Below are 26,930 nucleotides of genomic sequence, written 5' to 3'. Positions count from 1 at the left end.
ATATCTGTCAATTGAGCATGGGATTGTACTGGTTTTGTACTTCAGCCTAGGCTCAGATTTTGTTCAGACAGTGGGTGGGTATTGTTGTTGGTGTAGTGTTTTTTAGGGGGGCGCTTGTTGTCCTTATTTAACATGGAATTGTAGAGGCTATAGTTAGCAAGCTTATGATTGATTTTGCAATTTCACAAAAGCAGTTAACAGATTGGGCAAACGACTTACAGTTAGTCGCCAATATCACTCAGTCGCATGCGGTGATTTTAACTGCGAATGCAGCGGGTGAATATCGTCAGTTAATTCAGTCTGAACGATGCCAACTTGTTGATATAGAAGCTCTTGTTCGGCATTTTAATCATAAAGCTCATTTAAACCTCTATCAACACGCGACACCTAAAGTTAATACCCCATCCACTCGCTCCGCTTCCCATGATCCCTTCAACGAATCGAGTACCTTTAGTCATCATCAGGTTAATATTCCGTTGGATGTACGTCATGCTGCTGCATTCAAGCAAGCCTTGATCCCTGATGTAAAATCAACGCCAAAATGGCGTGATACCGGACTTGGAAGCTTAATTTATTTGCCTATCATCTGGAATTCTGGAGCGCATTTCGGGGTATTTTGTTTATATCATCATACTCCTTTACAGTTAGATGATAAGGCACTGCAACTCGCGTCCCTAACGGTTAATAGCCTACAGCTTAATTTGAGTGAGTTGCACAGGGCTCAACGACTGCAAATGGCCGCCTTGCGCGGTGATGCGAAGTCGATGGATGTTATTGACTTGCAGACCTTTATCGATAGTTTTGAAGAGCATATTTGGGTCAAAAATACCGACGGTGTTTACACCATTTGCAACCAAAGTGTTGAAAATGCGTGGGAGCTACCCCGTAGTGACATTATTGGTAAGACGGACGAAGAGCTATTTGGCAGAGCGATTGCGGATATTTTTCTCAATGGTGACAAACTTGCTATTGAGACTGGGGCGCCAATTATTGTTGCCGAATGTTTAGATGGTGAGAATCAAAATAAACACTTATGGCTAGAGACCCTTAAAATCCCCGCCTTAACGCCCGAGGGTGAACTGGCGGGCGTGATAGGCATGACCCGTAATATCTCTAAACATAAAGAAGTGGAAGAACAACTTACCCTCGCTACCAATGTCTTTAAACACTCCCTTGAAGGTGTAGTCGTGACTGATAGGCACGGTAATATTACCGATGTTAATGGTGCCTTTTACGAGATTACAGGTTACTCGCGGGAAGAGTTAGTTGGGCAAAATCCACGCTTATTTAATTCCGGCCGTCACGATAGAGCTTTTTTTGAAACCATGTGGAATCATTTACTCGATGCTGGTAAGTGGAATGGTGAAATTTGGAATCGACGTAAAGATGGCACTATTTTTCCGCAAAATATCACTATTAGCGCCATCTACGATGAGGTTGGGGAGATCCGCTATTTTGTCGCAGTCTTTGCCGATATCTCCGCTCAAAAGCAGAGTGAAGCGCAACTTGCTCATTTAGCTTATTTTGACCCACTGACTCATTTGCCGAATCGCATGAAGCTGATGATGCAGCTTAAGCAAGAACTCAGACATGCGAAACGACTCAATGCCCAATTAGCGACAGTCTTTATTGATGTGGATTTGTTTAAACACATTAATGACAGTTTTGGTCATAGTATTGGCGATGAAATGCTGGTGGAACTGGCTAAACGTCTTCGCAGCCAATTACAGGAGCAAGATGTGTTGTCACGTATTGGTGGCGATGAGTTTGTGGCGCTGATTTCCGGCATTCAAGGCCATGAGGATGCTACAGCGGCAATTAACCAATTGCGCCAAGTATTTGATCTACCTTTTGTGGTAAGCACCGGGGATCATTTACGCCTTACCGCCAGTATGGGGATTTCCCTTTACCCAAGTGATGGTAGTAATGCTGATACGCTGCTACGCAATGCCGATGCCGCCATGTATCGCGCTAAGAGTGAGGGGCGAAATAATTATGCCTTTTACACTGAATCATTGACTAAAGAATCGATCGAGCATTTAAAGTTGCAGAGTGCGCTTTATGGTGCACTTGAGCAAAATTCTCTGTATTTGATGTATCAACCCAAATTAAATTTGGTGACCCGTAAAACCGTTGGAGTTGAGGCGCTATTGCGTTGGAACGATCCGATTTTAGGACAAATTTCCCCTGGGATGTTTATTCCCGTCGCCGAAAAAATAGGCTTAATTTACGATATTGGTTTGTGGGTGCTTGAAACGGCTTGCCAGCAAGGTGTGCGTTGGTTGGCTGACGGTAAACAGTTTGGCCGCATTGCGGTTAACGTCGCAGGACAGCAGTTGCAACGTGGCTCCTTTGTGGAGGACGTGAAACGTATCCTAACGCAAACAGGCTTACCTGCAACTTGCCTTGAGCTTGAAGTGACAGAAAGTGTGATGATGAATAATCCGGATGTCGCGATTCGTGATTTAAAATTGTTAGGTGATTTGGGCATTGAGCTCTCGGTCGATGATTTTGGTACGGGTTATTCATCACTGAATTATTTGAAAAAACTTCCAATTCATAAGCTTAAAATCGACCAGTCTTTCGTACGAGACATTCCCTTCGATACCAACAATACCGCGATAGCTAAAGCTGTGATTGCCCTTGGCCATGCCTTAAAATTAGATATTGTTGCGGAAGGGGTAGAAACCACCGAGCAAGCCGAGTTTTTAACTCAAAATTTTTGCGACCAAGCACAGGGATATCTCTTTAGCCGCCCACAATTACCAGCGGATGTTGAGGCCTTTTTTACTGAAGCGTAATTGTTTACCAAACCTAAGTAGTAGTGTGGCTGTGACCGATAAGCATGATATTAAAGGCGCGAGCGTAAACTGGTCGCAGTCCGTCCGGTCTGCTAACATTGCGGCATGATTGTTTTTGGTGATGTTTCATGTCTTTTAGCGCGCTTTCCTTAAATACCCAATTAGTTAACACCTTAGCTGAACTTGGTTATCAACAACCCACGCCTATTCAAGTCGAAGCCATTCCCGCCATTTTAGCAAAACAGGATGTGATGGCGGGGGCTCAAACGGGGACGGGGAAAACTGCTGCTTTTGCTTTACCCATTCTGCAGTTGTTAATGGCTGATAACCAAAACCTTAAGGCGCCAAAAGAAATCCGCGCCTTAGTTTTAGTGCCAACAAGGGAGCTGGCACTACAAGTTCAGCAAAGCTTTGTAAAATATGCGAAAGGCACAGATATTCGTGTGGGCATAGCCTACGGTGGCGTCAGCATCGAGGCGCAGCAAGCGGTGTTTAACGCCGGGATTGATGTGTTGATTGCAACCCCAGGCCGCTTGCTTGATCATTTACGTCAGGGTGCACTCAATCTTAACCAATTGAACACACTGGTGTTTGATGAAGCCGACCGGATGCTTGATATGGGATTTATGGATGAAATCAAAGCCGTGCTTAAGCAAGTGCCCGCTCACCGACAAACCCTGCTATTTTCCGCCACTTTGGATGATTCGATTTTTAGTTTCAGCAAAAACCTTCTGCGTAATCCCAAGCTGATTGAAGTGGCTAAACGTAATACGACCGCGGCCCAGATAGAGCAGCGAGTCTATGCGATAGATAGCGATCGTAAAACTGAGTTTGTCAGCCATTTAGTCCGTAGCAAAAATTGGCAGCAAGTGTTGATATTTAGTCGCACTAAACAGGGAGTCGATAAGCTGACCACTCAGCTCAATCAACTCGGGGTGGCAACGCAAGCTTTCCATGGCGACTTGTCCCAAGGTGCGCGGGAAAAGGTATTGCAGGAGTTTAAACAAGGACAAGTGCAAGTCTTAGTTGCCACCGATGTGGCAGCTCGTGGGCTTGATATTGCTGAGCTACAGTATGTGATTAATTTCGAATTACCGTTTATTGCTGAAGATTATATTCACCGTATCGGTCGTACAGGTCGGGCTGGCAGTGCCGGGATGGCCATTACGCTTTTTAGCCAAGAGGATGCGCTATTACTTGAAGAGGTCGAGGTACTGCTCGATAAGCGTTTGCCACAGCAGTGGTATCCTGGCTTTGAACCCGATTTTAACAAAATGGTCTCCGAGCCAAGGCGCAATAGCAAAGCTGCTCAAAAACAACGGGCTAAAAAACGCGCCTTAGGTGGTAAAAAGCGCTAATTAAGGCGACAAGGTTATTTAAGCTTTTATTCTGATAGCGAGCCGCCCTTTGATAGGGCGGATAATCATTTCACCAATGGCTTTGCATGATGATTAAGTTGGGCTTGTTGTGCTCGCCATACCGCTCGCGTTATTAACTAAAATACACTTCAGCCTGGTTATTGCGTTGTCGTTCTTCATTTTTCTCAGTAGCTTCTTTAATTAGCTCCACTTTTTGAGCTTGAAGTAATTCAATTTTTTTTGCTTTTTCCTCTTCGGATAAGCTGTCATCACCGGCTATTTTTGCTATCTCCGCATCTAGCTGTTTAAGCTTATCCCTATCAATGCCTGTGCGTTTATCGAGAATCGCCTGCATTGCGTCTTCTAATCTATTATGCGGCTTTTCAGTCTCTGCCGTACCGGCAATATGTTGCACATTAGCGGTGTAATGTTGTTTGGCATTAGGCGCAAGCTGACTATAGGTATCACTGCTTTCAGCATCTCGAGTCACGCCGCCAGATAGGGTGACTGTATCTTGCGGGGCTGTCATTTGAGCTCTCGGATTTTCCGCAGGGCTTGATACACCTTGCGTTTGCTGAGTTTGCAACGATTTTACTTGGTTCAACGCGATGGCCGCATAGCTATTGGGATTGATGACAGTCATTTCCTTATTTTTCCTCGTCGATTTTCACTTTCAGATGCCGCGCCAATAGGGCAAATAAATTAAGCAATATCAAGGCCAAACTCTGGCGACTTTCGTTGGATTTTTAGTAGAAAAATATTTTTATAAAAAATTGTACAAAAACTTGATCCTTGTACAAGAGTGGTCCGTAATAGTATCTAAATTGATACAAGGAATCTCATTATGTACAAGTTTAATCCGCAACGTATTCAAATAGGGATCAGTGCGTGCCTGTTAGGGGAGAAGGTACGTTTTGACGGTGGTCATAAAAATTCCTCCTATTGTAATCAAGAAATTGCCCCATTTTTTGATTATGTTCCTATCTGCCCAGAAATGGCGATTGGCCTAGGCGCACCTCGTAAAAGTATTCGTTTAGTACGCGATGGTGAACAAATACGGGTACAGAGCGCGGATGGAAGTTTAGATGTCACCGAAAAACTCAATGATTTCAGTGAGCGCAAAGTAGAAGAGTTAGATTTTTTAGGCGGTTATCTACTATGTGCTAAATCCCCAACCTGCGGTATGGAACGTGTGACAGAGTACAAGATTGGCACCAATAACGGCTCTAAATCCGGTATTGGCGTATTTGCCCGCAAATTAATGGAGCGTTATCCCCATTTACCGGTTGAAGAAGAAGGGCGTTTGCACGATATGGTGCTGCGGGAAAACTTTTTTACTCGGGTCTACGCCTATCACGACTGGCATACAATGCGTCACGAGGGGCTGACTAAGCATAAGTTAGTGAAGTTTCACTCCAGTTATAAGTACTTATTAATGGCCCACAGTCCTAAATGGTATCGCGAGCTTGGACCGATTGTGGCCAATATTGAGGATATTGAAGCGACCGCTGACCGCTATTTTACAGGCTTTATGACCGCCTTAAAAATCAATGCGACCCGTAGAAATCATACCAGCACCTTGCAGCATATTCAGGGCTATTTTAAAAAGCACTTAACTAAGGAGCAAAAACAAGAACTGTCTGAAATGATTATGAAATATCGTCAAGGACTCTTGCCTCTGTTAGTGCCTATCACCTTGATTAACCATTACTTAAGACAATTCCCAACGCCATATATTGAAGATCAAGTGTACTTAAATCCCCATCCGGAGGAGTTAAAACTGCGTTATGCCTACTAGGTTTTTGCTGATATGTGCGTTTGATAAAAATGGCTTAGCAGATACAAACCACGATTGGCGAAATGGTTTAGCACAACATGCTTAGGCCAACCAATCTGATTCATGAGTTAAGAGACAAAAATGGAAGATCATAATTTAGAGCTTGCAGCTGATAATCCCAGCAGTAGCGAATTGCTGCCGATCGGTGAGGTGTCGCGGCTTACTGGCGTTAATGCGGTGACATTAAGGGCATGGCAGCGGCGTTTTGGGCTTGTTATCCCTGAGCGCACTCCCAAGGGGCACAGGCTGTATACTGCCGAAAATATTCAACAAATCCATGAGATTAATGCATGGTTAGCAAAAGGCGTTGCCATCAGTAAGGTTAAGCCATTATTGATGAGTTCGGCTAAAGCGATAGATGTCGCGAGTGTGCAATCTCAATCGTCTGATTTTTGGCATGAGCAGATATTGGCGTTAAATACTGCATTTTTTGAGTTAGATCAGCTCAAGTTTCACCAAATCTTAGATGAAGCCTTGGGCTTATATCCATTTCAATTGGTTAAACAAAAACTGCTACAAGCTTGGTTTGCACAATTAATGCCTTTATTGGAGCCGCGTTTAGATGTGGAGCTGCTACTTGCTTGGTTAGACAGTGAGTTAGCTAGCCGTATCGGTGGGCGTTTAAGCGTAGCGGGGCTAGCAAGTTCGCCCCAGATTGCGTTAGTGCGTTTGCCTTATGTTACATCGCAAAAAAATACAGAGCCTACGCTTGCGCCCAGTTCAAGCCTTACTAACCGTTTGTATTGCCTTGCACTATTACTGGAACTTGCCGATTTAAGAGTCTCAGTGGTCAACTTAGGCGTGCAACATATCTGCAGTCTTGGGCTAATCAATAACAGGCTTAAGGTTGATGCGTTAGTGTTATTGCCAGAGGCGAATCACTCACTATCAAAGCAGACAGAGCTGCAAATGTTGCTGGAAACTAAGTCACTCGCTTGCTATCTCGTTGGCCCTTTCGCGCCGACACTAACCACTTTATCGGACTATATCGCCCCTAGCGTTACTGAGATCATTCTGCAAATAACGACCGCAAAGCAACAACATAAAAAACAGTATCGTAGACAGAAAAACCAGGCTAATGCTGCACTGATTGAAGGAGAGAGCGCCGATGAGCATTAATCAATGCGGTTTGGAGAAACAGGCGTTAATGTGGTTTCGCCAAGATCTGCGCCTTACCGATAATCAGGCGTTTACGGCCGCCTGTGATTGGGTAAGGCAACATCACGCCGCCAAGCTTAAAGCGATTTACATTGCCACCCCAAGTCAATGGCGTCGGCATGATATCGCGCCAATTCAACTCGACTTTATTCAGCGGCATTTGAATCTACTGGCCCAAGGACTGGCGAGTTTAGGGGTTGAATTTGAACTCATTCAACTTGATAGCTTTAAAGATATTCCCGCATTTTTAACGGGTTATTGTGAAGAGCATAGTATTGGACGGGTATTTGCAGGACGAGAACCTGAGATCAATGAGCAAAAGCGCGATCAAGCTTGTATTGAGGCGGGGATTCCTTTGGTGCTTAGTGATGAACATTGCTTATTACCACCGGGAACTGTGCTCAATTTAAGCGGTGACATGTATCGGGTGTTTACTCCTTTTAGCCGCAAGTGGCGAGAGGTTGCCGCAAAGCAGCCTATTGTGCCGCTGGGTGTGCCAGCACCACTTGGTCCTATCTTATCGGAGCTTAAGCCATTATTTTTTAAAAATATCGGCTTTGCTGATTCTCCGACTAACAAGGGCACTACGCCATCAGAAACAGGTTTAAATCAAACCATATCAACCCCGCTTATCTCGAGTGAACAGTGGGCGGCAGGTGAGGGGCAAGCCAAGCGGCTGCTTAATCAATTTATTCAGCAAAAAGTGCAAGACTATAAGCAAGATAGAGATTTCCCCGCCATTGATGGCACCAGTGTTATCTCCCCTTATCTGGCGATTGGTGTACTCAGCCCAAGGCAATGTGTCGCGGCGCTTTTACAACGTTTCCCTGAGGTAATGGTTGATGACACTAGCCCCGGGCGTACATGGCTAAATGAGCTGATTTGGCGGGAGTTCTACCGTCATTTGCTGGTGGCTTTTCCTGATTTATCCAAGGGACACAATTTTAATCGCCAAGCCGATCATGTGCCGTGGCGCAACAATCGCGATGAGTTTTTAGCTTGGTGCGAGGGCAAAACCGGCTATCCGATAGTGGATGCGGCTATGCGGCAACTTAATCAAACGGGCTGGATGCATAATCGTTTACGCATGGTGGTGGCGAGCTTTTTAACCAAACATCTGCTCATTGATTGGCGTTGGGGCGAGCGGTATTTCCGCCAGCATCTTATCGACGGCGATCTGGCGGCTAACAACGGCGGTTGGCAGTGGTCGGCAGGATGCGGTTGTGATGCGCAGCCGTATTTTCGGATTTTTAATCCTATGAGCCAGAGCGAAAAGTTTGATCCAGATGGCCGCTTTATTCGTAAGTACTTACCAGAACTCGCATCTTGGGGCGTTAAGCGATTGCATCAACCGAATCAGCAAAAAACGCCTTCGTTGTTTGAAGCACCATTATTTGCATCGCAAGCGGATTATCCCTATGCGATTGTTGAGCACAATGCGGCAAGAGCAAGAGCGCTGACGGTACTGGGTGTGCTGAAAAAGGCTTAGACCACAAGTTCAACCTTAATACTTATCCCTTAGGGAGTGTCTGGATGATAAACCAAGCGAAGATTGAGCATAGCGGATTAGTAGATGATTTTATCAGCCTCTATCAAGCGTTAAATAAGGATAATCTGCATCTACTTGCAGAGGTCTATGATGACAATATTTGTTTTATCGATCCTATGCATCAAGTGAATGGCTTAAACGCGTTGACACAGTATTTTGCCAAGCTTTATCAAAATATCGGCTATATTCATTTTGAAATCAAAGAAGTATTACAGGATGACACTCAAGCATCGCTGTTTTGGCAAATGCAATATCGTCATCCTAAGCTCAATAAAGGAGAGATAGTTCGGGTTGATGGGATGAGCCAGCTTAAGTTTCATCAGCGCATTTATTTTCATCGGGACTATTTCGACCTCGGGCAAATGCTGTATGAACATTTGCCTTGTATGGGCGGACTTATTCGCTTGCTTAAAGATAGGGCGGCTAAGTAATGACCTCTTTGCTCACCAAAAAAATCAATACAGTGCTGATAACTGGGGCAAGTTCAGGTATCGGTTTGCAGTTAGCAAAGGATTATCTGGCCTTGGGTTGGCATGTGATTGCCTGTGGCCGTGACGCCTCAAAACTTGATTTGTTGGCGCAGAAGGAATTGATAGGCGCCACTTGCTTGAGTTTTGATATTAGCGATCGTGTTCAAGTCCAGCAGGCTGCTACTGAGCTAGGCGATATGCTCTCGAGCAGTGAATGTCTATTGGATATCGTGATCCTCAACGCCGGTAGTTGTGAGTATATCGACGATGCAAAACATTTTGATGATCAGCTCTTTGAGCGAGTCATTCACACTAACTTGATTTCGATGGGCTACTGTTTAGGGGCATTTTTGCCTCTAATGCCAAAAGGATCGAAATTAGCCTTGATGAGTTCCAGCGCGATTTATTTACCCTTTCCCCGTGCCGAGGCTTACGGCGCATCTAAAGCGGGCGTTAAGTACTTGGCTGCGAGTCTGTCACTCGATGTTGCGCAAGATGATATTCGTGTCAGCGTGATTTGCCCTGGATTTGTAGCAACCCCCTTAACCGCCAAAAATGACTTTGCCATGCCAATGCAAATTGATGTGCATGAAGCTTCGTTGGCGATTCGTGTTGGTATCGAACGCGGCGACGCAGAGATCCATTTTCCAAAACGATTTACTTATTTGTTGAAATTGATGTCATTTTTACCAGCATTTGTATGGCAAAAAATGATCCAAAGAGATAGCCAAGCAAAAGCGCTAAAGGACACCGGAAGATGAAAAATATTGCCATTGTAGGTACTGGGATTTCAGGGCTGACCTGCGCTCATCTATTGAGCCAGTCACACAAAGTGACTGTATTTGAGGCTAATGATTATATCGGTGGTCACACTGCCACTGTGGATGTGGATTATCAAGGTAAAACCTATGCGATAGATACTGGGTTTATCGTATTTAACGATAGAACTTATCCCCGTTTTGAGCGGTTGTTAGCCCGCCTTAATGTCAGTATTTTGCCGACAGAGATGAGTTTTAGCGTGCACAATGCGCTCACTGGGCTTGAATACAATGGCCATCATTTTGCGAGTTTGTTTGCCCAAAAGCGTAACCTTCTGAATCCGCGCTTTTGGGCTTTTTTAAATGAAATTGTTCGGTTTAATAAAAGCTGCAAGGCTATTTATCAGCAGGATCAATATCCTGAAGCCAACCTAGGTAATTTCCTCGACAGAGAAGGTTTTTCAGCTTTTTTTGCTGAGCATTACATTCTGCCAATGGGCGCGGCGATTTGGTCATCGAGCATTGAAGATATGCGTGCCTTTTCGTTGCGCTTTTTTATTCGTTTCTTCGAGCATCATGGGCTGTTAAATGTGACTGATAGACCACAATGGTATGTGCTGAAGGGCGGCTCTCGCAGTTATATTCCTGATTTAATTGCACCATTTAAAGATAACCTCCATTTAAACAGTCCAGTCAGTGCCATCGAACGCCATGATGATTGCGTCAAGCTTCAGGTTAATGGAGAGTGGCATGTGTTCGATGAAGTGATTCTCGCTTGCCATAGCGATCAAGCGCTTGGGATGCTAACCGATGCTACCTCCGCTGAAAAAGCCATTTTGGGCGACTTACAGTATCAAAATAATGAAGTGGTGCTGCACACGGACACCTGCATTTTACCTAAGCGTAAAGCGGCTTGGGCAAGTTGGAATTATCGCTTAGATGGCGATAAAAAACGCCCTGCCTCTGTGACTTACAATATGAATATTCTGCAGCGCCTACCTAGCGACGCGCCAACCTTTTGCGTAACGCTTAATCAGAGTGAGCTCATTGATGAGTCGAAAATTCTGCGTCGTTTCAACTATGCTCATCCAGTCTTTAACGAACGTAGTTTACAGGCACAGGCAAGGCGGGAGGAGATTTCTGGCAAAAACCGCACCCATTTTGCAGGGGCCTATTGGCACAATGGTTTCCATGAAGATGGTGTACGTAGTGCGTTAGATGTTTGCGACCATTTTGGGATCAGCCTATGAGTGAGCTCAATAGTGGTATTTACTACGGCACAGTGACGCATAGTCGCTTTACCCCAATAAAACATCACTTTAGCTACCAAATGGCGTTGCTGGCGATTGATTTGGATGAAGTTGATTCTATCAGTCGTATGGGGCGGATATTTGCTAGTCAGCGCCGCGCCTTGCTGAGATTTAATCCTGCGGACTATCTCACTACGTTTACCTCAAAGGACAATCTTAACCGCAAACTCGATATAGAGGAGCCGAGTGCTTCAGCCCTCAAGAGCCGAGTGCTTCAGCAACTGGCAGAATTGGGCGGTGAAGAGCGATGTAATCGAGTGCTATTTGTTGGGCAAATTCGGCATTTTGGCGTGTATTTTAGCCCGGTAAATTTCTATTTTTGTTATCAAAATCAACAGCCTTTATACATGCTTGCCGAAGTGAGTAACACCCCGTGGGATCAGCGCCACTGCTATTTAGTGGATTTATCGGCTCCTGAAACAACGGATAAAGTGTTCCATGTTTCGCCTTTTATGAATCTTGATATGCGCTACCAGTGGCATGTTGCCCCCCCCACTGAACGCTTAAATATTGGTATAGAAAATCTGCCGAATCATTCAGGCAAGCGTTTATTTAATGCAACGCTTTCGATGACTCGCCAAGACATTAATGCCACATCACTTAGGACGCTGTTGTTTCGCTTTCCTTTTATGACGTTGAAAATTTTCGGTGGGATTTACTGGCAGGCGTTAAAGCTGTTCTACAAACGAGTGCCTTTTGTGCCACATCCTGCTCAAATGGAGAAATAATATGGAAAACACTGCATCGCAATCTTCAGTTGTTACGGCAAAATTGCCTGACAGTCTTGCCCGTAAGCTACTGCTCAAGGCCTTAGAAAATCTCCCTAACGGATGTTTAACCTTAGTCGAGGGGGATAAAAGCTATCGTTTTGGTGAGCACCACAGTGAGCTACATGCAACGCTAGTCGTGAAGCATCCGAGCTTTTATCGTCAAGTGATGTTTTCAGGCTCCATCGGTGCAGGTGAGGGGTATATTCAAGGCCATTGGACCAGCCCTGACTTAACCAAAGTCGTGCAACTTTTTGCTCGAAATTTGCCGTTACTTGACCAGATTGAAGCTAAATTTAGTTGGCTTACTGGCTCGATTAATCGCTTTAAGCACTTGCTTAACCGTAATTCTCAACAGGGCTCTAAGCGTAATATTCTTGCCCATTACGATTTGGGCAATGCGTTGTATGAGCAGTTTTTAGACCGTGAAATGCTGTACTCCAGTGCCTTGTATCCCCATAGCGAGGCAAGCCTTGCTGATGCGCAGCTACATAAGCTCAAAACCATTTGTGAACGGCTCGATTTAAAGCCGGGGCAAACCCTATTAGAAATCGGTACTGGTTGGGGCGCTTTGGCGATTTACGCAGCTAAACATTATGGCGTGCACGTTACGACCACTACCATCTCCGATGCCCAATATGCCTATGCTAAAGCGCGGGTCGAACGTGAAGGGCTAAGCGATAGTGTGACTTTGCTGACCGAGGATTATCGAAATCTTAGCGGTCAATACGATAGATTGGTGTCTATCGAGATGATTGAAGCCGTAGGTCATGAATATTTGCCTGGATTCTTTAAAAAGCTGGAATCATTGCTCAAACCCGAAGGGCGGATGTTATTACAGGCAATCACTATTTCAGATCAGCGTTACGATAGTTATCGTAAAAGCGTTGATTTTATTCAGCGATATATTTTCCCTGGTGGCTGTTTGCCTTCGGTTCACCAAATGGTTGGCCATTTGGCGAAGCGCACCGATATGCAGGTCTGGTCGATTGATGACATGGGCTTAGATTACGCCAAAACCTTAAAGGATTGGCACGACAACTTTGATCGTTCCGTTGCCCAAATCCAAGCCCTTGGTTATGGAGAAGATTTTATTCGCATGTGGAAGTTTTACCTCAGTTACTGCGAAGGCGGATTTTTAGAGCGCACCACAAGCACTGTGCATTTAGTGGCTGTACGTCCCGGGTATCGTTTACCTAATACGATTAACCGTAGTTAACGTCGCGCAGAGATGCTCCCTATGGTCAGATACATTCAAAATATGTCTAAGCTTCAAGGGGTTATTATCTACAACGCCTTGAGCTTTCAGTGTGTTTGGTGGAGTAGCATCTTATGGGGCAATCGAGTGTTGTTACTCAATATCTCATTGTTATTGATTCATTTTTTACTGTTGACTTTGGTTGAAAACCGACAAGCTGTGCTTCGGGACTTCAGTACCATGATTAAGGTGGGATTGCTGGGTATCGTGATTGATACCTTGCTCACTTTGTTCGGGGTATTTGAGTTTACCGTTTTACCTTGGTGGCTAGCTTGTCTATGGCTGCATTTTGCCTTGAGCCTGCACCATAGCCTCATTTTTATGCGTGCTTTACCTATTATTTTGCAGGTTATATTGGGTGGTGTTTTTGGCAGTCTTAGCTACATTGCGGGCGCGCAATTTAATGCGGTGACGCTTCCTTTTGGCGAAAGTATTTCCATGATTATCCTTGCTGTTGTTTGGGCTATCTTATTGCCGCTGTTTATCAAAATATCCCGTAGTTATAGGCCAGTTAGGCGTTATGGGCTTGAACATCGTCGCTTGTGCGATCGTTAATTTTCAAGTGGAGGAATCGGATGTCTATGCTATCGACTAAAACCTATCTTAGCGCCATCTTTGGGTTGTTACTCCTTTTTCCTGGATATGCAAATTCAACCGCTACGGTCGATAACTCGGTGACCCAGGATCTTGTTGAGGTTGGGCGCGGCGAAATGGATTGGCTGTGGTTCAACTTATATAAAGCTCGTCTGATGACGCCAACCGGTCAGTATCAGCAGGGGGAGTATCCGCAACTGTTAGATATTGAATATTATCGTGATATTGATGCTGCAGATTTACTGGAAGCCACAGCCGACCAATGGCGACATCTAGGTTATGCCGATAGTGATATTGGTCGCTGGCTTAATTTACTAAAGGGTATTTGGCCTGATGTCACGCCAGGTGATCATTTAAGTTTTAAGATTATCGATGCAAACCAGAGTCAATTTTATTTTAATCAACAACCCCTCGGGCTTATCCAAGAACCACAATTTGCACAGGCTTTTTTAGCGATTTGGTTATCGACTAAAACCAGTCGTCCAAGTTTACGAGCGCAATTACTAGGAGAAAAATCATGCAATTGTTAAAGTTAAATTGGACTAAAAATGTCATCTTAAGTTTATTGATGCTCAGCCTGTTATCTAGTTGTTCCTCGGTTGAAGTAGCTGATTATCAAGGTACAAATCCACCATTAGTATTGGAAAAATTCTTTAATGGCCCGCTTAAGGCATCGGGCATCGTTGAGGATTTTAGTGGCAAAGTGATCCGTAAATTCAATGTCACTATGGAGGCGAGTTGGCAAGGGAACGAAGGTGTTATCGATGAATGGTTTGTCTATGATGACGGTGAAACCCAAACCCGTATCTGGCGTATAACCTCCCTAGGTGATGGACAATATACCGGCACGGCAGGCGATATTATTGGTACTGCAGTAGGTGAGGCGAGGGGAAGCGCGCTGCGCTGGCGCTACGATATGTTATTGCCTGTTGATGGTGATGAATACCAAGTGCATTTTGATGATTGGATGTTTTTAGTTAATGACAATACCATCATCAATAAAAGCGACATTATTAAGTGGGGGGTTACCGTTGCTAAGGTGACTTTAGTGATCCAAAAGCTAGATTAAGCGGCTTGCTGCCATGGTTAACGGTATGGCTTGGCTAATAATCGCTCTCTGACTGCTCTAGACTGGCTCAAAGCAATCTATCGTGAATCATATAATGAAAAAGTATTGGATGTTACTGGCTGTGTTAGCAAGTATTTCATTAACAGCTTGTTCTAACATTGATTTTCGTTTCGAAGACACTTCAGAGGAACAAGCAGATCCTCATCAATCGAGTAGCGATCCTATGGTGCAAGATAATGAGCGCCGTGTTCGTGATGCGCGCGAAGATGGAAAGCTAGAGCCAAAGGATCCGATTAAATTCTAAGATTGATCAATCTCAATAGAGTTTGAGTGGATTGTGCAGCCCTTACTTTGACATAAGGGCTGATGATTCGGAAAATTAACCCGCTTGACGACTATTATCCACTGTCTTCTTATCGTAATACTCAAAGGGAAATTGATTACGGATCCTTTGTTGTAGATTGTCATTTACATTGGCAGATATATGTAGTCGGACGTCGGTATTTTTCTCGGCTCTGATAGTACAAGTGAGTTTATCTGCTTTAGCAAGATGTCGACATTCCTTCTCGAAACGCTCGGGGATTTTGCCTTTGTGGTGAGTCATACGGCCGTCTTTAAAGTGCATTTCGAAAATAGTCGATCCCTTCTTACCACCAAATATCAGCTTATAAACCAGAAACAAACCAATTGCGATAAAAATAAGTTTAAAAATCGTAGCTGTCATGATGTCTCCTATCTTATGTTTATAGAATAAAGATACTCTGGAGTAGCAATGTTTAACAGTGCGCTAACACGCAATTTTAATTTGGCAACGTTAGGTTTATGACCTAGTGTTAATCAATTAAGGAAATATCATCCCCTTCGTTAAGGAAAACGCTATGTACCTATCAAATGCAGACCGTTGGTCGTTATTGTGTAAAATGCAAATTGAAGTGATCGACAAATTATCTTCGCACTTTCCTGAGCGAAAAGAGCCGCTAAGCGAGTTAACTCATGGTTGGCGACACTTGCAGCATCAAGTCCAAACGGGGGATAGGCCGATAGTGCATGAGCTGATAAAGTAAATTGCTAAAATCACAGATACAAAAAAGCCACTCAAAGAGTGGCTTTTTTGTTTTTTATGGTGCCGGCACCAAGAGTCGAACTCGGGACCTACTGATTACAAGTCAGTTGCTCTACCAACTGAGCTATGCCGGCTTAACTTTTACTGCTGAATAATGGTGCCCGAACCCGGAATCGAACCAGGGACACGAGGATTTTCAATCCTCTGCTCTACCGACTGAGCTATTCGGGCAACTAAACTAAGCGTTAGTTGTCTACTTCAAATCGTGAGTTTAACACCCCATTCGTTCGAAGTGCGCGTATCATATAGTGCACGCTTTCAGTGTGCAAGCCCTTTTAATTCGACTGGCCAAGTATTAAACAAAATGCGCAATATTTATTGCTTTACTTGAATGTGCAAAGCTTACTTAGCCTAACTATCAATGGCTTAATACAATTAAATAGTGGGAGGCGCGAATAACACCTTAGTCTCTGCCTCCGAACTTTGAAAATTGGCAAAGTTAAGTGTAAAGCCGTAAATCAATATTTGTTTGAAGGTTTCAGGAGCAAAAGTCGAGCTTGGAAACCGCTGCAATTATCGAGAGTAGGTTGGCTGTGACTTAGAGTGGAGTTATATGATTTGATTGAAATCCCAGATACAAAAAAGCCACTCAATGAGTGGCTTTTTTGTTTTTTATGGTGCCGGCACCAAGAGTCGAACTCGGGACCTACTGATTACAAGTCAGTTGCTCTACCAACTGAGCTATGCCGGCTTATACTGCTGAATAATGGTGCCCGAACCCGGAATCGAACCAGGGACACGAGGATTTTCAATCCTCTGCTCTACCGACTGAGCTATTCGGGCAACTAAACTAAGCGTTAGTTGACTACTTAAAACTGACAACTCAATGCTGTCTCGTTCGAAGTGCGGCTATATTAGCGAGGGTATTTAGCCGCTGCAAGTGCTTTTTCCTGATAAATGATGTGTTCGACTGTTTAATGTGCACTTTGGCTGTTTTTTATCTATAAACCTATCAAAATCGGTTCAGTTTAATATCACTAAGTTGTATTTCCACTCGAATATATTGCCTTTACTAACCTTGCTATCAGCTTCAAAACGTTAAAATGGCAAACATTCTAAATTTTAGAAAGATATGAGCTATTTTTACTGATTTTAGTTTTTAATTTTCGTTCTATGATAATGACTATTATTTAATTATGTGGCAGAAGTATAAAGGTTCGGAGTGGCAGTATGTTTAGAAATACTAAGTTAAGTTATGGACTTATTGCTATTGCAAGCCATTGGTTGAGCGCTGTAGCCGTGATTGGATTATTTGCCATGGGGGTTTGGATGGTTGAGTTGACCTACTACAGCCCATGGTACAAAACGGCGCCACATTGGCATAAAAGCGTCGGGATTTTGCTGCTGGCGGTAACGTTATTTCGTTTAGTTTGGCGTTTGATTAATCCAAAGCCTGCACCAGAGCAAAATCATCAGCCATGGGAAAAGGTTACTGCCCAGATTGCCCATGGCGCGATTTACCTCTTATTACTGCTGATTATGGCCGCAGGCATTTTGATTTCAACGGCAGAGGGGCGAGGAATTATGGTGTTTGACTGGTTTGAGTTACCTGGTCTGACGCCGCTGATTGAAAATCAGGCTGATATAGCGGGGGATATTCATCAATATGCCGCCTATAGCTTGATTGCTTTGGTTGTACTGCATGCCTTAGGTGCTCTAAAGCACCATTTTATCGATAAAGATTCAACATTACTCAAGATGATTAAATTTAACCGAGGATAATATAATGAAAAAACAACTATTAGCGGCTTTGATTGGCGGGTCTTTACTGGCACCTATGGCTGCATCTGCTGCCGATTATGTGATTGATCGTGAAGGTGCCCATGCCTCTATTACCTTTAAAGTGAGTCACTTAGGTTATAGCTATGTCGTTGGCCGTTTTAATGATTTCAGCGGTGATTTCAGCTACGACGCTAAAAATCCAGCTGCAGCCAAAGTGAATGTAAAAGTGAACACCTTAAGTGTGGATTCAAACCATGCTGAGCGTGATAAACACATCCGTAGCGCTGACTTTTTAAATGCTGCTAAATTTGCCGAAGCGACTTTCGTTTCGACTTCGGTTGAAGATAAAGGTAATGGCGATATGGTTATCAAGGGTAACTTCACGCTAAACGGTGTGACTAAACCGTTGGCTATTCAAGCGCATGCTGTGGGTGAAGGTCAAGATCCTTGGGGCGGATATCGTGCCGGCTTTACCGGTACTACCACGTTTGCGATGAAAGATTATGGCATCAAGATGGACTTAGGTCCGGCATCTGCCAATGTTGAATTAGATTTAGTGGTAGAAGGTGTGCGTAAGTAAGCACGCCATTTCTCCTGTAACAAAAAAGCGCCCTTAGGCGCTTTTTTGCTATTTATGGATAGGCGCTTAGGCTTATTCTTGATCTTTTTCAGGCACAAAGCCTTCAATTTCAACGTCTTTACCTTCGAACAGGAAGGATGTCATTTGCTCTTCTAAAAACTTACGATCATCAACATTCATCATGTTGAGTTTCTTTTCGTTAATCAGCATGGTCTGTTTTTTCTGCCATAGGCCCCAAGCTTCTTTACTGATGTTATCAAAAATGCGTTTACCTAAATCACCTGGATACAGTTGAAAGTCTAGGCCGTCGGCTTCTTTATTTAAATATACGCAATTGACTGTACGCGCCATGATTATTCCTTACTGCTTACTGACTGTAGCGGTTATGAGTGACTCCAAATTGGCTAGCACACGCTCGGTTGCGGCGGCGAGCCCCACTTTGGAAGGTTGATTTATGTTATACCAGAGAGACTGATTTTGTTCCATGACTGCGCCCACGATCTGTTTACCCGCGGTTTGCTTGTCGTAGCCATTCGCGTGACTATCTAAATTCAGTAGCATGGGCTGAATATCTAAATGAAAGTGGCTAAAGGTATGCCTAAAACCAATTAATGGTTCGAGTTGAGCGGCTTTATAACCTTGGGCCTCAAGCTCTGCATTGAGTGCGGCTTGAGTATTAAACTCGGGGAAGCACCAGAGTCCGCCCCAAATGCCTGCAGGAGGGCGCTTAGCCAAGAAGACTTGACTATCTTTGAGCAAAACCAACATCCAAGCAGATTTCTCTGGGATAGTTTTCTTCGGTTTTTTACCCGGGAAATCGGTTTGCCTACCCATAAGTTGGGCCTTGCAATCGACAGCAACAGGGCAAGCGGCGCAATTTGGTTTGCTGCGAGTACAAATACTGGCACCAATATCCATCATGGCTTGGTTATATTTTTGAATATCCTGCTCTGGCGTTAACTGTTCAGTTAATTGCCAGAGTTGCTCCTCCACTGGTTTTTGTCCAGGCCAGCCCGCAATCGCGCCATGTCTTGCTAGGACGCGCTTAACATTGCCATCGAGGATCGGATGCTGCTGCCCAAGTGATAGGGATAGCACAGCACCTGCTGTCGAGCGGCCAATACCTGGCAGTGCTAGCACTTTCTCAAAATCCGTCGGGAATTGTCCTTGATATTCATCGCGGATCATCTTAGCGGCTTTATGCAGATTGCGAGCCCTAGCGTAATAACCAAGGCCAGTCCAATGGTGCAATACTTCATCATCCGGCGCGTTAGCGAGGGCTAATACATCGGGGAAACGCGTCATAAAACGCTGGTAATAGGGAATAACAGTCGCCACCTGAGTTTGTTGCAGCATAATCTCTGAAACCCATACACTATATGGGGTTTTATCTTGCTGCCAAGGGAGGGTTTTACGACCATGGGTGTCGTACCAATTAACGATACGTGTTGCAAAGGAGGCTGTAGATTTCATCGGCGCAGTGTAGCGGGAGATAGGGCGGCAAACAAGTCACTCTCACAGGAAAAACAGTGCTAGATTCGCTCCGGCGAAGAATCTTGTTATACTTCGCCTCCATTAGTGCTTGCACTGTAAGTTGAACTTTGGATAATGCCCTTCTTTTTAGAGGGTGTTGTCTACGAGACGAGGCAAAAATGAGCGAAGTCACTACCGCTGAATTTAATGAAGAAGGCAAGTATCTGCGTAAGATCAGAAGCTTTGTCCTAAGAGAAGGGCGTTTGACTAAAGGTCAAGCGCAAGCCATTGAGACTCAGTGGCCAACAATGGGCTTAGATTACAGCCCAACACCATTGGATTTAGCCGAAGTTTTTGGCCGCGAAGCTGACACTGTACTGGAGATTGGTTTCGGTATGGGCGCATCTTTAGTGCAAATGGCGCAAGAAGCACCAGAGCTGAACTTTATCGGTATTGAAGTCCATAAGCCTGGTGTTGGCTCATGCTTAAGTGATGCCGCTGCCGCGGGCGTGACCAATCTTCGTGTGTATCACCATGATGCGATGGAAGTATTAGAACATGCGATTGCCGATGGCAGCCTGACGCGTGTGCAGTTGTTCTTCCCCGATCCTTGGCATAAAAAGCGCCACCACAAACGCCGTATCGTACAAGCTGAATTTGCCGAATTGATCCGCCGTAAGCTGAAGATCGGCGGTGTATTCCACATGGCAACCGACTGGGAAAACTACAGCGAACATATGCTGGAAGTGATGAATGTGGCGAGCGGTTACAAGAATCAATCTACCGATGGTACTGTTGTACCGCGTCCGGATCATCGTCCACTCACGAAATTTGAAGCCCGCGGTCATCGCCTTGGCCATGGCGTATGGGATCTGATGTTCGAGCGTATCGCTTAATATCGTTATCTTTTTATTGGTTTTTTAACACAACGGGGAAAATCACTATGGCAACGAATCGTAGCCGTCGTTTACGTAAGAAAATGCGCGTCGATGAATTCCAAGAGTTAGGTTTTGACATCACTTGGACGTTCGATGCATCTGTCTCTGAAGCTGAAATTGATGCAACTGTCGATAAGTTTATTGATGAGGTGATTGAAGCCCGTAAGCTAGGCTTCCATGGCGGTGGTCATATCGAATGGGAAGGTATTATTGCGACCCAAACTATCGGCAAGTGCACCGAGGAAGATATCGCTGCTGTTAAGGCATTCTGGGCGGGTCAAAAAGTGACTCAACTCGAAGTTAGCGAACTGTACGATATCTGGTGGAGTTAATGCCAGAACAGGCGTTATTAGAGGAAGTGGTCGACAAAGTTCGACCCTTGCTCGGCCAAGGAAAGGTTGCTAATTATATCCCTGCGCTCGCCAATGTTGATGCTGGCAAATTGGGCATAGCCGTGACCACTATTGACGGTGAAACCATAGGCGCAGGCGATTACCTTGAGCCATTTTCAATTCAAAGTATTTCTAAAGTTTTCAGCTTAACCTTAGCGCTAACTTTATATGAAGAAACAGAAATTTGGAGCCGCGTCGGCAAAGAACCCTCGGGACACTCCTTCAATTCATTAGTCCAAGTCGAACTCGAGCGGGGTAAACCTCGCAATCCCTTTATTAATGCTGGCGCATTAGTCATCGCTGACTTATTACAGAGCCGTTTAGGGGCACCTAAGCATCGGATGTTGGAATTGGTCAGGGCGCTGAGTCAAAACGATAAAGTTTGTTTCGATAAGCAAGTGGCGGATTCTGAATATCAGCACAGTGCTCGCAATGCAGCCATCGCCTATCTGATGAAATCCTTCGGCAATTTTCAAGGTGATGTCGATACAGTGCTGCGCACTTATTTTCATTACTGCGCCTTAAAAATGAACTGCGCCGATCTATCGCGGGCGATGCTGTATTTAGCTAATCGCGGTAAAACCATAGATGGCACTGAGCTTATTTCGCAAGTGCAGACTCGGCAGTTAAATGCCCTGTTAGCAACCTCGGGCTTGTACGATGGCGCTGGTGAGTTTGCCTATCGTGTCGGAATGCCTGGTAAAAGTGGTGTCGGTGGCGGCATTATTGCGGTGATCCCTGGGGAGCTCTCGGTCTGCGTTTGGTCACCCGAATTAGATAACCAAGGTAACTCCCTCGCGGGGACGGCGATGCTTGAGCATCTCAGCCAGCGTCTCGGACGTTCAATCTTCTGATTTACCTCTTTTATTAGCACCCTTAGGCTAAATATTGGTGAAAATCACTAATCATCTATCGGTGCTAATTTATATAACTCCATACTAATCATATTGTTACAAAGTTGGCACATCTTCTGCTATTTGTCTTTTAGCATGTTAGCTTAGTCGAATTACTCAGATTAAAGGATGAACCACAATGAAAATAAATACGCTATTAACTGGAGTGGCATTATCGGGCGTTATTTTAGGTGCTTCTGGCTTGCAATCAGCACAAGCGAAAACCGAGCCGCAAATTGATGAGCGCTGTGAGGTTTCCCTTAATTATGATGTGAGAGTCGAGCCTAAAAAATTAGTGATGAGCGAGAAGGGCGCCGAGAAGTATCGTATCGAGGTTGACAAGTTATACGTTGAAGGCAAGCAGGTAACTTTAACTGATAAGCAGAAGAAGCTAGTTAGCCAATATGCCGATGAGGTGTCAACTCAGGTACCTGAGGTGATTGAATTAGTCAATGAAGCGGTTGCACTAGCCTCTCAAGCTGTGAGTATGGCGTTAACGCCACTGATGGGCGATGCCGCTGGCGCTAAGTTTGATGAGATGATGGCGGGCGTGCAGAAGCGTGTCGATGCCGTAGCCTACAAGCAGGGCGATAGTTTTTACCTTGGCGCGACCGAAGAGTCGATGCAAAACACTTTTAACGATGAGTTTCAACAGGAAATGGAGCAAATCGTGCAAAACTCCATTGGTACCCTGATGATGAACATCGGTGGCCAAATTCTTGCCGGCGATGGTGAGTCCTTCGATGCTAAGATGGAGGCATTTTCACAAAAAATGGATAAATTAGGCGATGATATTGAGCAGCAAATTGAATCCCAATCCAAGGGGATTGAAGCGAAAGCCGACCGTTTATGTGACCGTTTTGAAAACCTGCTAGTGCTTGAAAATCAACTGCGTAAAGAAGTGCCTGAGTTAGCACCTTACGTGTTGACGCAAAACACTCACCACGAATTGCGTGAGTAGATATCGCAGAAGATATCTAAGGGAATAAACAGGTTTTTATGCTAGAACGTTTGCCTAGCTGGCAAAATGAATAAAGCAGTATAAATGATCAATGCCTCAGCACCTTTGTGTTTGGGGCTTTTTATTGGGGAATTGTTACCAAGCACCTTGATATTAATCCCAATGCTTGCGGCTATTTAGTGTGGAATGTTACATTCTTCAGACTAATGTTTGGTATACTCTTAAAATATAATGAAAAGCTGGCAACTCAGTCAGATAAAACACTCTACTTTAGCTGACTTTTTCGGTTTAAATCTCTACAACGAACCCATTTGCTGTGAGATATTAAGGCGTTATGGAATGCTGCATTCCTGCGTTATTCCGAAAGTTTAAATCACTGTCGAAACTGCTTAAGGCGACTTTCCATGTTAGAACTGTTAGAACCTATTGCGATTTTTACTCATGTGGCCAGAGCCGGAAGTTTCAGTGCGGCCGCAAGAAGGCTTGGGATCTCTAAATCTAAGGTTAGTACGCAGGTAGCCGATCTCGAGCATAGACTCGGTGTTCAACTGATCCAGCGTACTACTCGCAGCTTAAGTTTGACTGAAGCTGGGCATTTGTTATATCTGCAAGGTGAAGAGTTACTCCGCGATGCTGAGCAGGCGATTGCTAGCGTGCATAATTTAAACGATGCGACCCGCGGCGTGTTAAAGGTGGGTATTTCTCAGTCCTTTGGCGCTATGCATATCATTCCCGCACTGCCATCCTTTATGGCAAAACACCCTGAGCTCGAACTGCAAGTCAGTTTGCTTGATCATAAGGTGGATGTGGTCAGTGAAGGTTTAGACTTACTGTTAACGATGTCTGAGCAGCTTCCCCTTGGTATGGTGGCACGCCCTCTGATGAAGTGTCAGTTCTTGCTTGTTGCCTCACCCGATTATATTGCTAAGCATGGCGAACCTTCGCGTCCAGAGCAATTAGTCGACCATAACTGCTTGGTGTATCAAGGTGAGTGGCATGAGCACAGCATGTGGCAGTTTAAAAAGGGCGATGATTACTGTGAGATAGGTGTCTCTGGTAACTTTAGAGTGGATAACGCTCCTGCTTTAAAATCAGCTGCGATCAGTGGCTTAGGGGTTGTATATCTTGCTAGTTACTTGATGGAAGATGAAATCGCTAAAGGTACCTTGGTGCCACTATTGAGAGATTGGCAATTGACTCATCATTTACCGCTACAGGCGGTGTATCCACGTCGTAAGCATTTAGCGCCTAAGGTGAGTGCTTTCATTGAGTTTATTAAAGACCATATTGGTAATCCGCCTTATTGGGATATCCCTTATGCTGAACTTTTCAGTGAGCGTCAGTAATTTTGGAAACATTGTTCTTAAAATGCGTCTAATGCGTTTTGGAAGCGTTTGTCGATATTTTAAGTTGAGTAAAATCAGTGGTTTATATGTTTTTTGGCCTTGCATTTTAGTTTGGTTTTTTAGCATTGTCTAAAACAAGTTTTTGAAGCTTGTATTGAAGTCTGTTCTTAAATGAATACAATGATTGCCAGATGATTCGGAATGACCTGAGTCCTATGCTTTTATTGGAAATGACCCCTTTCGATATGAGTGTACAGGTCTGCAATATTGCGGTTTCGAATCACCGCCAGCAGAAGTTTGCGAACTAAAACAATGTTGGCTTTTAAACCATCATCCTAGTTTTTGGTTTACCTCAGCTTATTAGGCTGAGGTAATTTTTTTTCTGATGGTTTAATCGTGGGAAATGAGTTTTGTCTCTCTGTACCCTAAAGTCACACCGAGTGTTAAGTATTGAGCTTAATTCATCAAATATAGTGATCCACAGTGAGATAGGGTTTTATGACCAAGCTGGTGATAAATCCAATAAAAAAGCCACTTGATAGTGGCTTTTTTATTGGCTGCGATTTAATCACTTCATTCGCAACGGTGTTCAAGGGAGACTAGCGTGAGCCTCCCAAGGTTTGAAGCTTAGGTTTTGTTAACACTGGCAATCCATTGATCGACTTGCTCTTCCAGCACATCCAAAGGCAGCGCGCCATTTGCCAAGACTAAAGTATGGAAATCCCGGATATCAAACTTATCACCCAGCTGTTTTTCCGCCTTGTGTCTCAGTTCGAGTAACTTAATCATCCCAACTTTATAGGCTGTGGCTTGCGATGGCATAACGATATGACGCTCCACCATTTTCTTCGCATCGGATTTTGCGTTAGGGGTATTATCGACGTAATAAGCAATCCCTTGTTCGCGGGTCCATTGCTTGGCGTGGATCCCGGTATCGACCACTAAACGGCAAGCTCGCCATAACTCCATCGCCAGTCGACCAAAATCGGAGTATGGATCGGCATATAAGCCCATTTCTTTCGGGAAATACTCACTGTAGAGCCCCCAACCTTCGATATAGGCGGTATAGCCACCGAACTTACGGAACTTAGGAATATCCTTCAGCTCCTGCGAAATGGCGATTTGCATATGGTGCCCAGGGATCCCTTCGTGGTAAGCCAGTGCTTCCATTTGGTATTTGGGCATGGCCTTCATATCGTAGAGATTTGCGTAGTAGCTGCCAGGGCGAGAGCCATCGGGCGCCGGTTGTTCATAAAAGGCTTTACCCGCAGATTTCTCCCTAAAGGCTTCAACCTGTTTGACTATCATGGCTGCCTTTGGCTTGACCTTAAAGACTTCATCCAAGCGTGAGCGCATATTATCAATAAGCTGAGTCGCATCGGCCAAGTATGCCGCCTTGCCTTCGGCGGTATTTGGATAATAGAACTGTGGATCATCGCGCATAAAGGTGAAGAATTCTTGCAAGGTGCCGTTAAAATTCACCTTTTTCATAATGGCGCGCATTTCATTATGGATGCGTTCCACTTCGGCAAGACCGAGCTGATGGATTTCATCCGCCGTCATGTGGGTAGTGGTCGTGCGTGCAAGGGCATTGTTATAAAACGCCTCGCCGTCGGGGAGTTTCCAAACTCCATCACGGGTATCGGCCTTGGCTTCTAATGTTTTGATATAGGCGATAAGCGTCTTGTATGCAGGCTCAACTTGCGAGACTAGTGCTTTTTCTGCATCGGCAATCAGTTGGGCTTTTTCTGCTTCGGAGATGCTGAGTGTATTCACTTTTTTGCGAAAATCTGCCAACAGGGCACTGTCTTCGCCTTTATTGAAGGGGGCGCCTTTAATAATGTTTTGGCTGTCAGAAATCACGTAACCGAACACAAATTTAGGCGCAATAATACCTTTATCTGCACGAATCTCTAGCGCCTGTTGCAGTTGGCTTAAGCGTTTGGGCACGCCATTTAAGCGGCTGATATAGGCCTTAGCATCGCTGACATCGGTGATCTGGTGTTGATTAATCAGGAAGGAGGCGATCATCGAGTGGCCACCATGCATCTGATTTACTGGGTAGTTATGGTAACGCCACTGATAGTCTTTGATATCGTTATTCAGGTTTTGAGTGAGTAACGTCAGGCTTAGGCGAGTTTGTGGGTCAAGCTTACTCGCATCCAGTTGATTCAATTCGGCCAGTTGTTTCTTAGTGCGCGCCAATTCACGGGCATCCGCCTCATCGCCAATGTCGTCCCACTTATCATAGTCCTGCTTAATGCCCATATAGGTTTGCGCAATTGGGCTTGCCATGATGTTTTCCATGAAGATGGTTTCAAACAAGGCGTTGGCTTTTTCTGACTCGCTTTGGGCGGCAATACTTTTACTGGTTACATTATGTGAGTCATTTAAGCTGGGCACTGCATAGGAGGGCAGTGCAAGCAGGGCGGAGAGGGTAAATGCGACTAAGCTGATGTTCGTTTTTATTGGCATGATCAGGCTTCCTTAACAATGTTCAGGCAATTCTAAAGAAGCAGGGGAAAAATGTATGAATATAAATGTTAGAAAATGTGTTAGCCATAAAAGATCCT

27 protein-coding genes and 4 tRNA genes are annotated in these 26,930 nt (G+C 44.6%); 22 read left to right on the top strand and 9 right to left on the bottom strand.

What is annotated here, in order from left to right:
- Positions 1-164: 164 nt before the first annotated feature.
- Complete coding sequence (locus IEY09_RS05410) at positions 165-2,801, top strand: bifunctional diguanylate cyclase/phosphodiesterase (protein WP_188870179.1); 2,637 nt, start codon at positions 165-167, stop codon at positions 2,799-2,801.
- Between the two features lie 128 nt (positions 2,802-2,929).
- A complete protein-coding gene (locus IEY09_RS05405) occupies positions 2,930-4,159 on the top strand; it encodes a DEAD/DEAH box helicase (RefSeq protein WP_188870177.1) in 1,230 nt (409 codons plus the stop codon).
- 133 nt (positions 4,160-4,292) lie between these two features.
- Here the strand turns inward: IEY09_RS05405 and IEY09_RS05400 are convergent, their stop codons facing one another.
- The gene (locus IEY09_RS05400) at positions 4,293-4,802 is read right to left on the bottom strand and encodes a hypothetical protein (protein WP_188870175.1); all 510 of its coding nucleotides are present in this window, start codon (positions 4,800-4,802) and stop codon (positions 4,293-4,295) included.
- 201 nt (positions 4,803-5,003) lie between these two features.
- Here IEY09_RS05400 and IEY09_RS05395 point away from each other — a divergent pair, with 201 nt between their 5' ends.
- The 12 genes from IEY09_RS05395 (at position 5,004) to IEY09_RS05340 (ending at position 15,233) form a co-directional block, all read left to right on the top strand.
- Positions 5,004-5,957, top strand: a complete 954-nt coding sequence (locus IEY09_RS05395) for a YbgA family protein (RefSeq protein ID WP_188870173.1) — start codon at positions 5,004-5,006, stop codon at positions 5,955-5,957.
- A 120-nt stretch (positions 5,958-6,077) separates the two neighbouring features.
- Positions 6,078-7,115: a MerR family transcriptional regulator gene (locus IEY09_RS05390; RefSeq protein WP_188870171.1), complete on the top strand. Its 1,038-nt coding sequence runs from the start codon at positions 6,078-6,080 to the stop codon at positions 7,113-7,115.
- Positions 7,105-8,643: a deoxyribodipyrimidine photo-lyase gene (gene phrB, locus IEY09_RS05385; protein ID WP_188870170.1), complete on the top strand. Its 1,539-nt coding sequence runs from the start codon at positions 7,105-7,107 to the stop codon at positions 8,641-8,643. The genes IEY09_RS05390 and phrB overlap by 11 nt, the downstream gene beginning before the upstream one ends.
- Before the next feature lie 44 nt (positions 8,644-8,687).
- Positions 8,688-9,134, top strand: a complete 447-nt coding sequence (locus IEY09_RS05380) for a nuclear transport factor 2 family protein (protein ID WP_037428819.1) — start codon at positions 8,688-8,690, stop codon at positions 9,132-9,134.
- The gene (locus tag IEY09_RS05375; protein WP_099456815.1) at positions 9,134-9,934 is read left to right on the top strand and encodes an SDR family NAD(P)-dependent oxidoreductase; all 801 of its coding nucleotides are present in this window, start codon (positions 9,134-9,136) and stop codon (positions 9,932-9,934) included. The genes IEY09_RS05380 and IEY09_RS05375 overlap by 1 nt, the downstream gene beginning before the upstream one ends.
- Positions 9,931-11,181 carry an NAD(P)/FAD-dependent oxidoreductase gene (locus IEY09_RS05370; RefSeq protein ID WP_188870168.1) on the top strand — a complete coding sequence of 417 codons (1,251 nt, stop codon included), beginning with the start codon at positions 9,931-9,933 and terminating at the stop codon, positions 11,179-11,181. Before IEY09_RS05375 ends, IEY09_RS05370 begins: the two co-directional genes overlap by 4 nt.
- Complete coding sequence (locus IEY09_RS05365; protein ID WP_088586899.1) at positions 11,178-11,969, top strand: DUF1365 domain-containing protein; 792 nt, start codon at positions 11,178-11,180, stop codon at positions 11,967-11,969. Before IEY09_RS05370 ends, IEY09_RS05365 begins: the two co-directional genes overlap by 4 nt.
- A 1-nt stretch (position 11,970) precedes the next feature.
- Positions 11,971-13,227: an SAM-dependent methyltransferase gene (locus tag IEY09_RS05360; RefSeq protein WP_037420850.1), complete on the top strand. Its 1,257-nt coding sequence runs from the start codon at positions 11,971-11,973 to the stop codon at positions 13,225-13,227.
- A gap of 21 nt (positions 13,228-13,248) precedes the next feature.
- Complete coding sequence (locus IEY09_RS05355) at positions 13,249-13,821, top strand: DUF2878 domain-containing protein (protein WP_229777708.1); 573 nt, start codon at positions 13,249-13,251, stop codon at positions 13,819-13,821.
- A gap of 20 nt (positions 13,822-13,841) precedes the next feature.
- Positions 13,842-14,390, top strand: coding sequence for a chalcone isomerase family protein (locus tag IEY09_RS05350; protein WP_088586901.1), 549 nt, complete (start codon positions 13,842-13,844; stop codon positions 14,388-14,390).
- Positions 14,378-14,929 carry a DUF3833 domain-containing protein gene (locus IEY09_RS05345; protein ID WP_088586902.1) on the top strand — a complete coding sequence of 184 codons (552 nt, stop codon included), beginning with the start codon at positions 14,378-14,380 and terminating at the stop codon, positions 14,927-14,929. The genes IEY09_RS05350 and IEY09_RS05345 overlap by 13 nt, the downstream gene beginning before the upstream one ends.
- A 91-nt stretch (positions 14,930-15,020) precedes the next feature.
- Positions 15,021-15,233 carry a hypothetical protein gene (locus IEY09_RS05340; RefSeq protein ID WP_181159889.1) on the top strand — a complete coding sequence of 71 codons (213 nt, stop codon included), beginning with the start codon at positions 15,021-15,023 and terminating at the stop codon, positions 15,231-15,233.
- A 75-nt stretch (positions 15,234-15,308) separates the two neighbouring features.
- On the opposite strand, the gene IEY09_RS05335 is transcribed toward IEY09_RS05340, so the two are convergent.
- The gene (locus IEY09_RS05335) at positions 15,309-15,653 is read right to left on the bottom strand and encodes a DUF3634 family protein (protein WP_037420843.1); all 345 of its coding nucleotides are present in this window, start codon (positions 15,651-15,653) and stop codon (positions 15,309-15,311) included.
- Positions 15,654-15,807: 154 nt separating this feature from the next.
- On the opposite strand from IEY09_RS05335, the gene IEY09_RS05330 reads away from it, so the two are divergent.
- Positions 15,808-15,993 carry a hypothetical protein gene (locus IEY09_RS05330; protein ID WP_037420841.1) on the top strand — a complete coding sequence of 62 codons (186 nt, stop codon included), beginning with the start codon at positions 15,808-15,810 and terminating at the stop codon, positions 15,991-15,993.
- A gap of 57 nt (positions 15,994-16,050) precedes the next feature.
- Here IEY09_RS05330 and IEY09_RS05325 read toward each other — a convergent pair.
- The 4 genes from IEY09_RS05325 to IEY09_RS05310 form a co-directional block, all read right to left on the bottom strand.
- A tRNA-Thr gene (locus IEY09_RS05325) sits at positions 16,051-16,126 on the bottom strand.
- A 21-nt stretch (positions 16,127-16,147) separates the two neighbouring features.
- Positions 16,148-16,223: transfer RNA gene (locus IEY09_RS05320), tRNA-Phe, on the bottom strand.
- Positions 16,224-16,667: 444 nt separating this feature from the next.
- Positions 16,668-16,743 (bottom strand) — tRNA-Thr (locus IEY09_RS05315).
- Between the two features lie 16 nt (positions 16,744-16,759).
- A tRNA-Phe gene (locus IEY09_RS05310) sits at positions 16,760-16,835 on the bottom strand.
- Between the two features lie 387 nt (positions 16,836-17,222).
- Here IEY09_RS05310 and IEY09_RS05305 point away from each other — a divergent pair.
- Positions 17,223-17,774: a cytochrome b gene (locus tag IEY09_RS05305; RefSeq protein ID WP_047533772.1), complete on the top strand. Its 552-nt coding sequence runs from the start codon at positions 17,223-17,225 to the stop codon at positions 17,772-17,774.
- A 4-nt stretch (positions 17,775-17,778) separates the two neighbouring features.
- Complete coding sequence (locus tag IEY09_RS05300; protein ID WP_055647815.1) at positions 17,779-18,354, top strand: YceI family protein; 576 nt, start codon at positions 17,779-17,781, stop codon at positions 18,352-18,354.
- A 72-nt stretch (positions 18,355-18,426) separates the two neighbouring features.
- On the opposite strand, the gene IEY09_RS05295 is transcribed toward IEY09_RS05300, so the two are convergent.
- On the bottom strand, positions 18,427-18,705 hold the full coding sequence (locus IEY09_RS05295) for an oxidative damage protection protein (protein WP_037420816.1): 279 nt from the start codon (positions 18,703-18,705) through the stop codon (positions 18,427-18,429).
- Positions 18,706-18,714: 9 nt separating this feature from the next.
- Positions 18,715-19,827 (bottom strand): A/G-specific adenine glycosylase, encoded by a 1,113-nt coding sequence (gene mutY / locus IEY09_RS05290; protein WP_188870164.1) that lies wholly within the window; start codon positions 19,825-19,827, stop codon positions 18,715-18,717.
- Between the two features lie 179 nt (positions 19,828-20,006).
- On the opposite strand from mutY, the gene trmB reads away from it, so the two are divergent.
- The 5 genes from trmB (at position 20,007) to IEY09_RS05265 (ending at position 24,357) form a co-directional block, all read left to right on the top strand.
- Complete coding sequence (trmB, locus tag IEY09_RS05285; protein WP_188870162.1) at positions 20,007-20,723, top strand: tRNA (guanosine(46)-N7)-methyltransferase TrmB; 717 nt, start codon at positions 20,007-20,009, stop codon at positions 20,721-20,723.
- Positions 20,724-20,770: 47 nt separating this feature from the next.
- On the top strand, positions 20,771-21,097 hold the full coding sequence (locus tag IEY09_RS05280; protein WP_037420808.1) for a YggL family protein: 327 nt from the start codon (positions 20,771-20,773) through the stop codon (positions 21,095-21,097).
- Positions 21,097-22,011 carry a glutaminase B gene (glsB, locus tag IEY09_RS05275; RefSeq protein ID WP_047533762.1) on the top strand — a complete coding sequence of 305 codons (915 nt, stop codon included), beginning with the start codon at positions 21,097-21,099 and terminating at the stop codon, positions 22,009-22,011. The genes IEY09_RS05280 and glsB overlap by 1 nt, the downstream gene beginning before the upstream one ends.
- A 178-nt stretch (positions 22,012-22,189) precedes the next feature.
- The gene (locus IEY09_RS05270; RefSeq protein WP_188870160.1) at positions 22,190-23,011 is read left to right on the top strand and encodes a YggN family protein; all 822 of its coding nucleotides are present in this window, start codon (positions 22,190-22,192) and stop codon (positions 23,009-23,011) included.
- Positions 23,012-23,415: 404 nt separating this feature from the next.
- Positions 23,416-24,357, top strand: a complete 942-nt coding sequence (locus tag IEY09_RS05265) for a LysR family transcriptional regulator (protein WP_011625622.1) — start codon at positions 23,416-23,418, stop codon at positions 24,355-24,357.
- A gap of 627 nt (positions 24,358-24,984) precedes the next feature.
- On the opposite strand, the gene IEY09_RS05260 is transcribed toward IEY09_RS05265, so the two are convergent.
- Positions 24,985-26,832, bottom strand: a complete 1,848-nt coding sequence (locus IEY09_RS05260) for a DUF885 domain-containing protein (RefSeq protein WP_188870158.1) — start codon at positions 26,830-26,832, stop codon at positions 24,985-24,987.
- Positions 26,833-26,930 lie beyond the last annotated feature (98 nt).

It is taken from the genome of Shewanella xiamenensis (genome assembly GCF_014647135.1).
GTDB lineage: Bacteria > Pseudomonadota > Gammaproteobacteria > Enterobacterales > Shewanellaceae > Shewanella > Shewanella xiamenensis.
The sequence above is the reverse complement of the archived record's forward strand: the minus strand, read 5'-3'. Positions and strand labels throughout refer to the sequence as shown.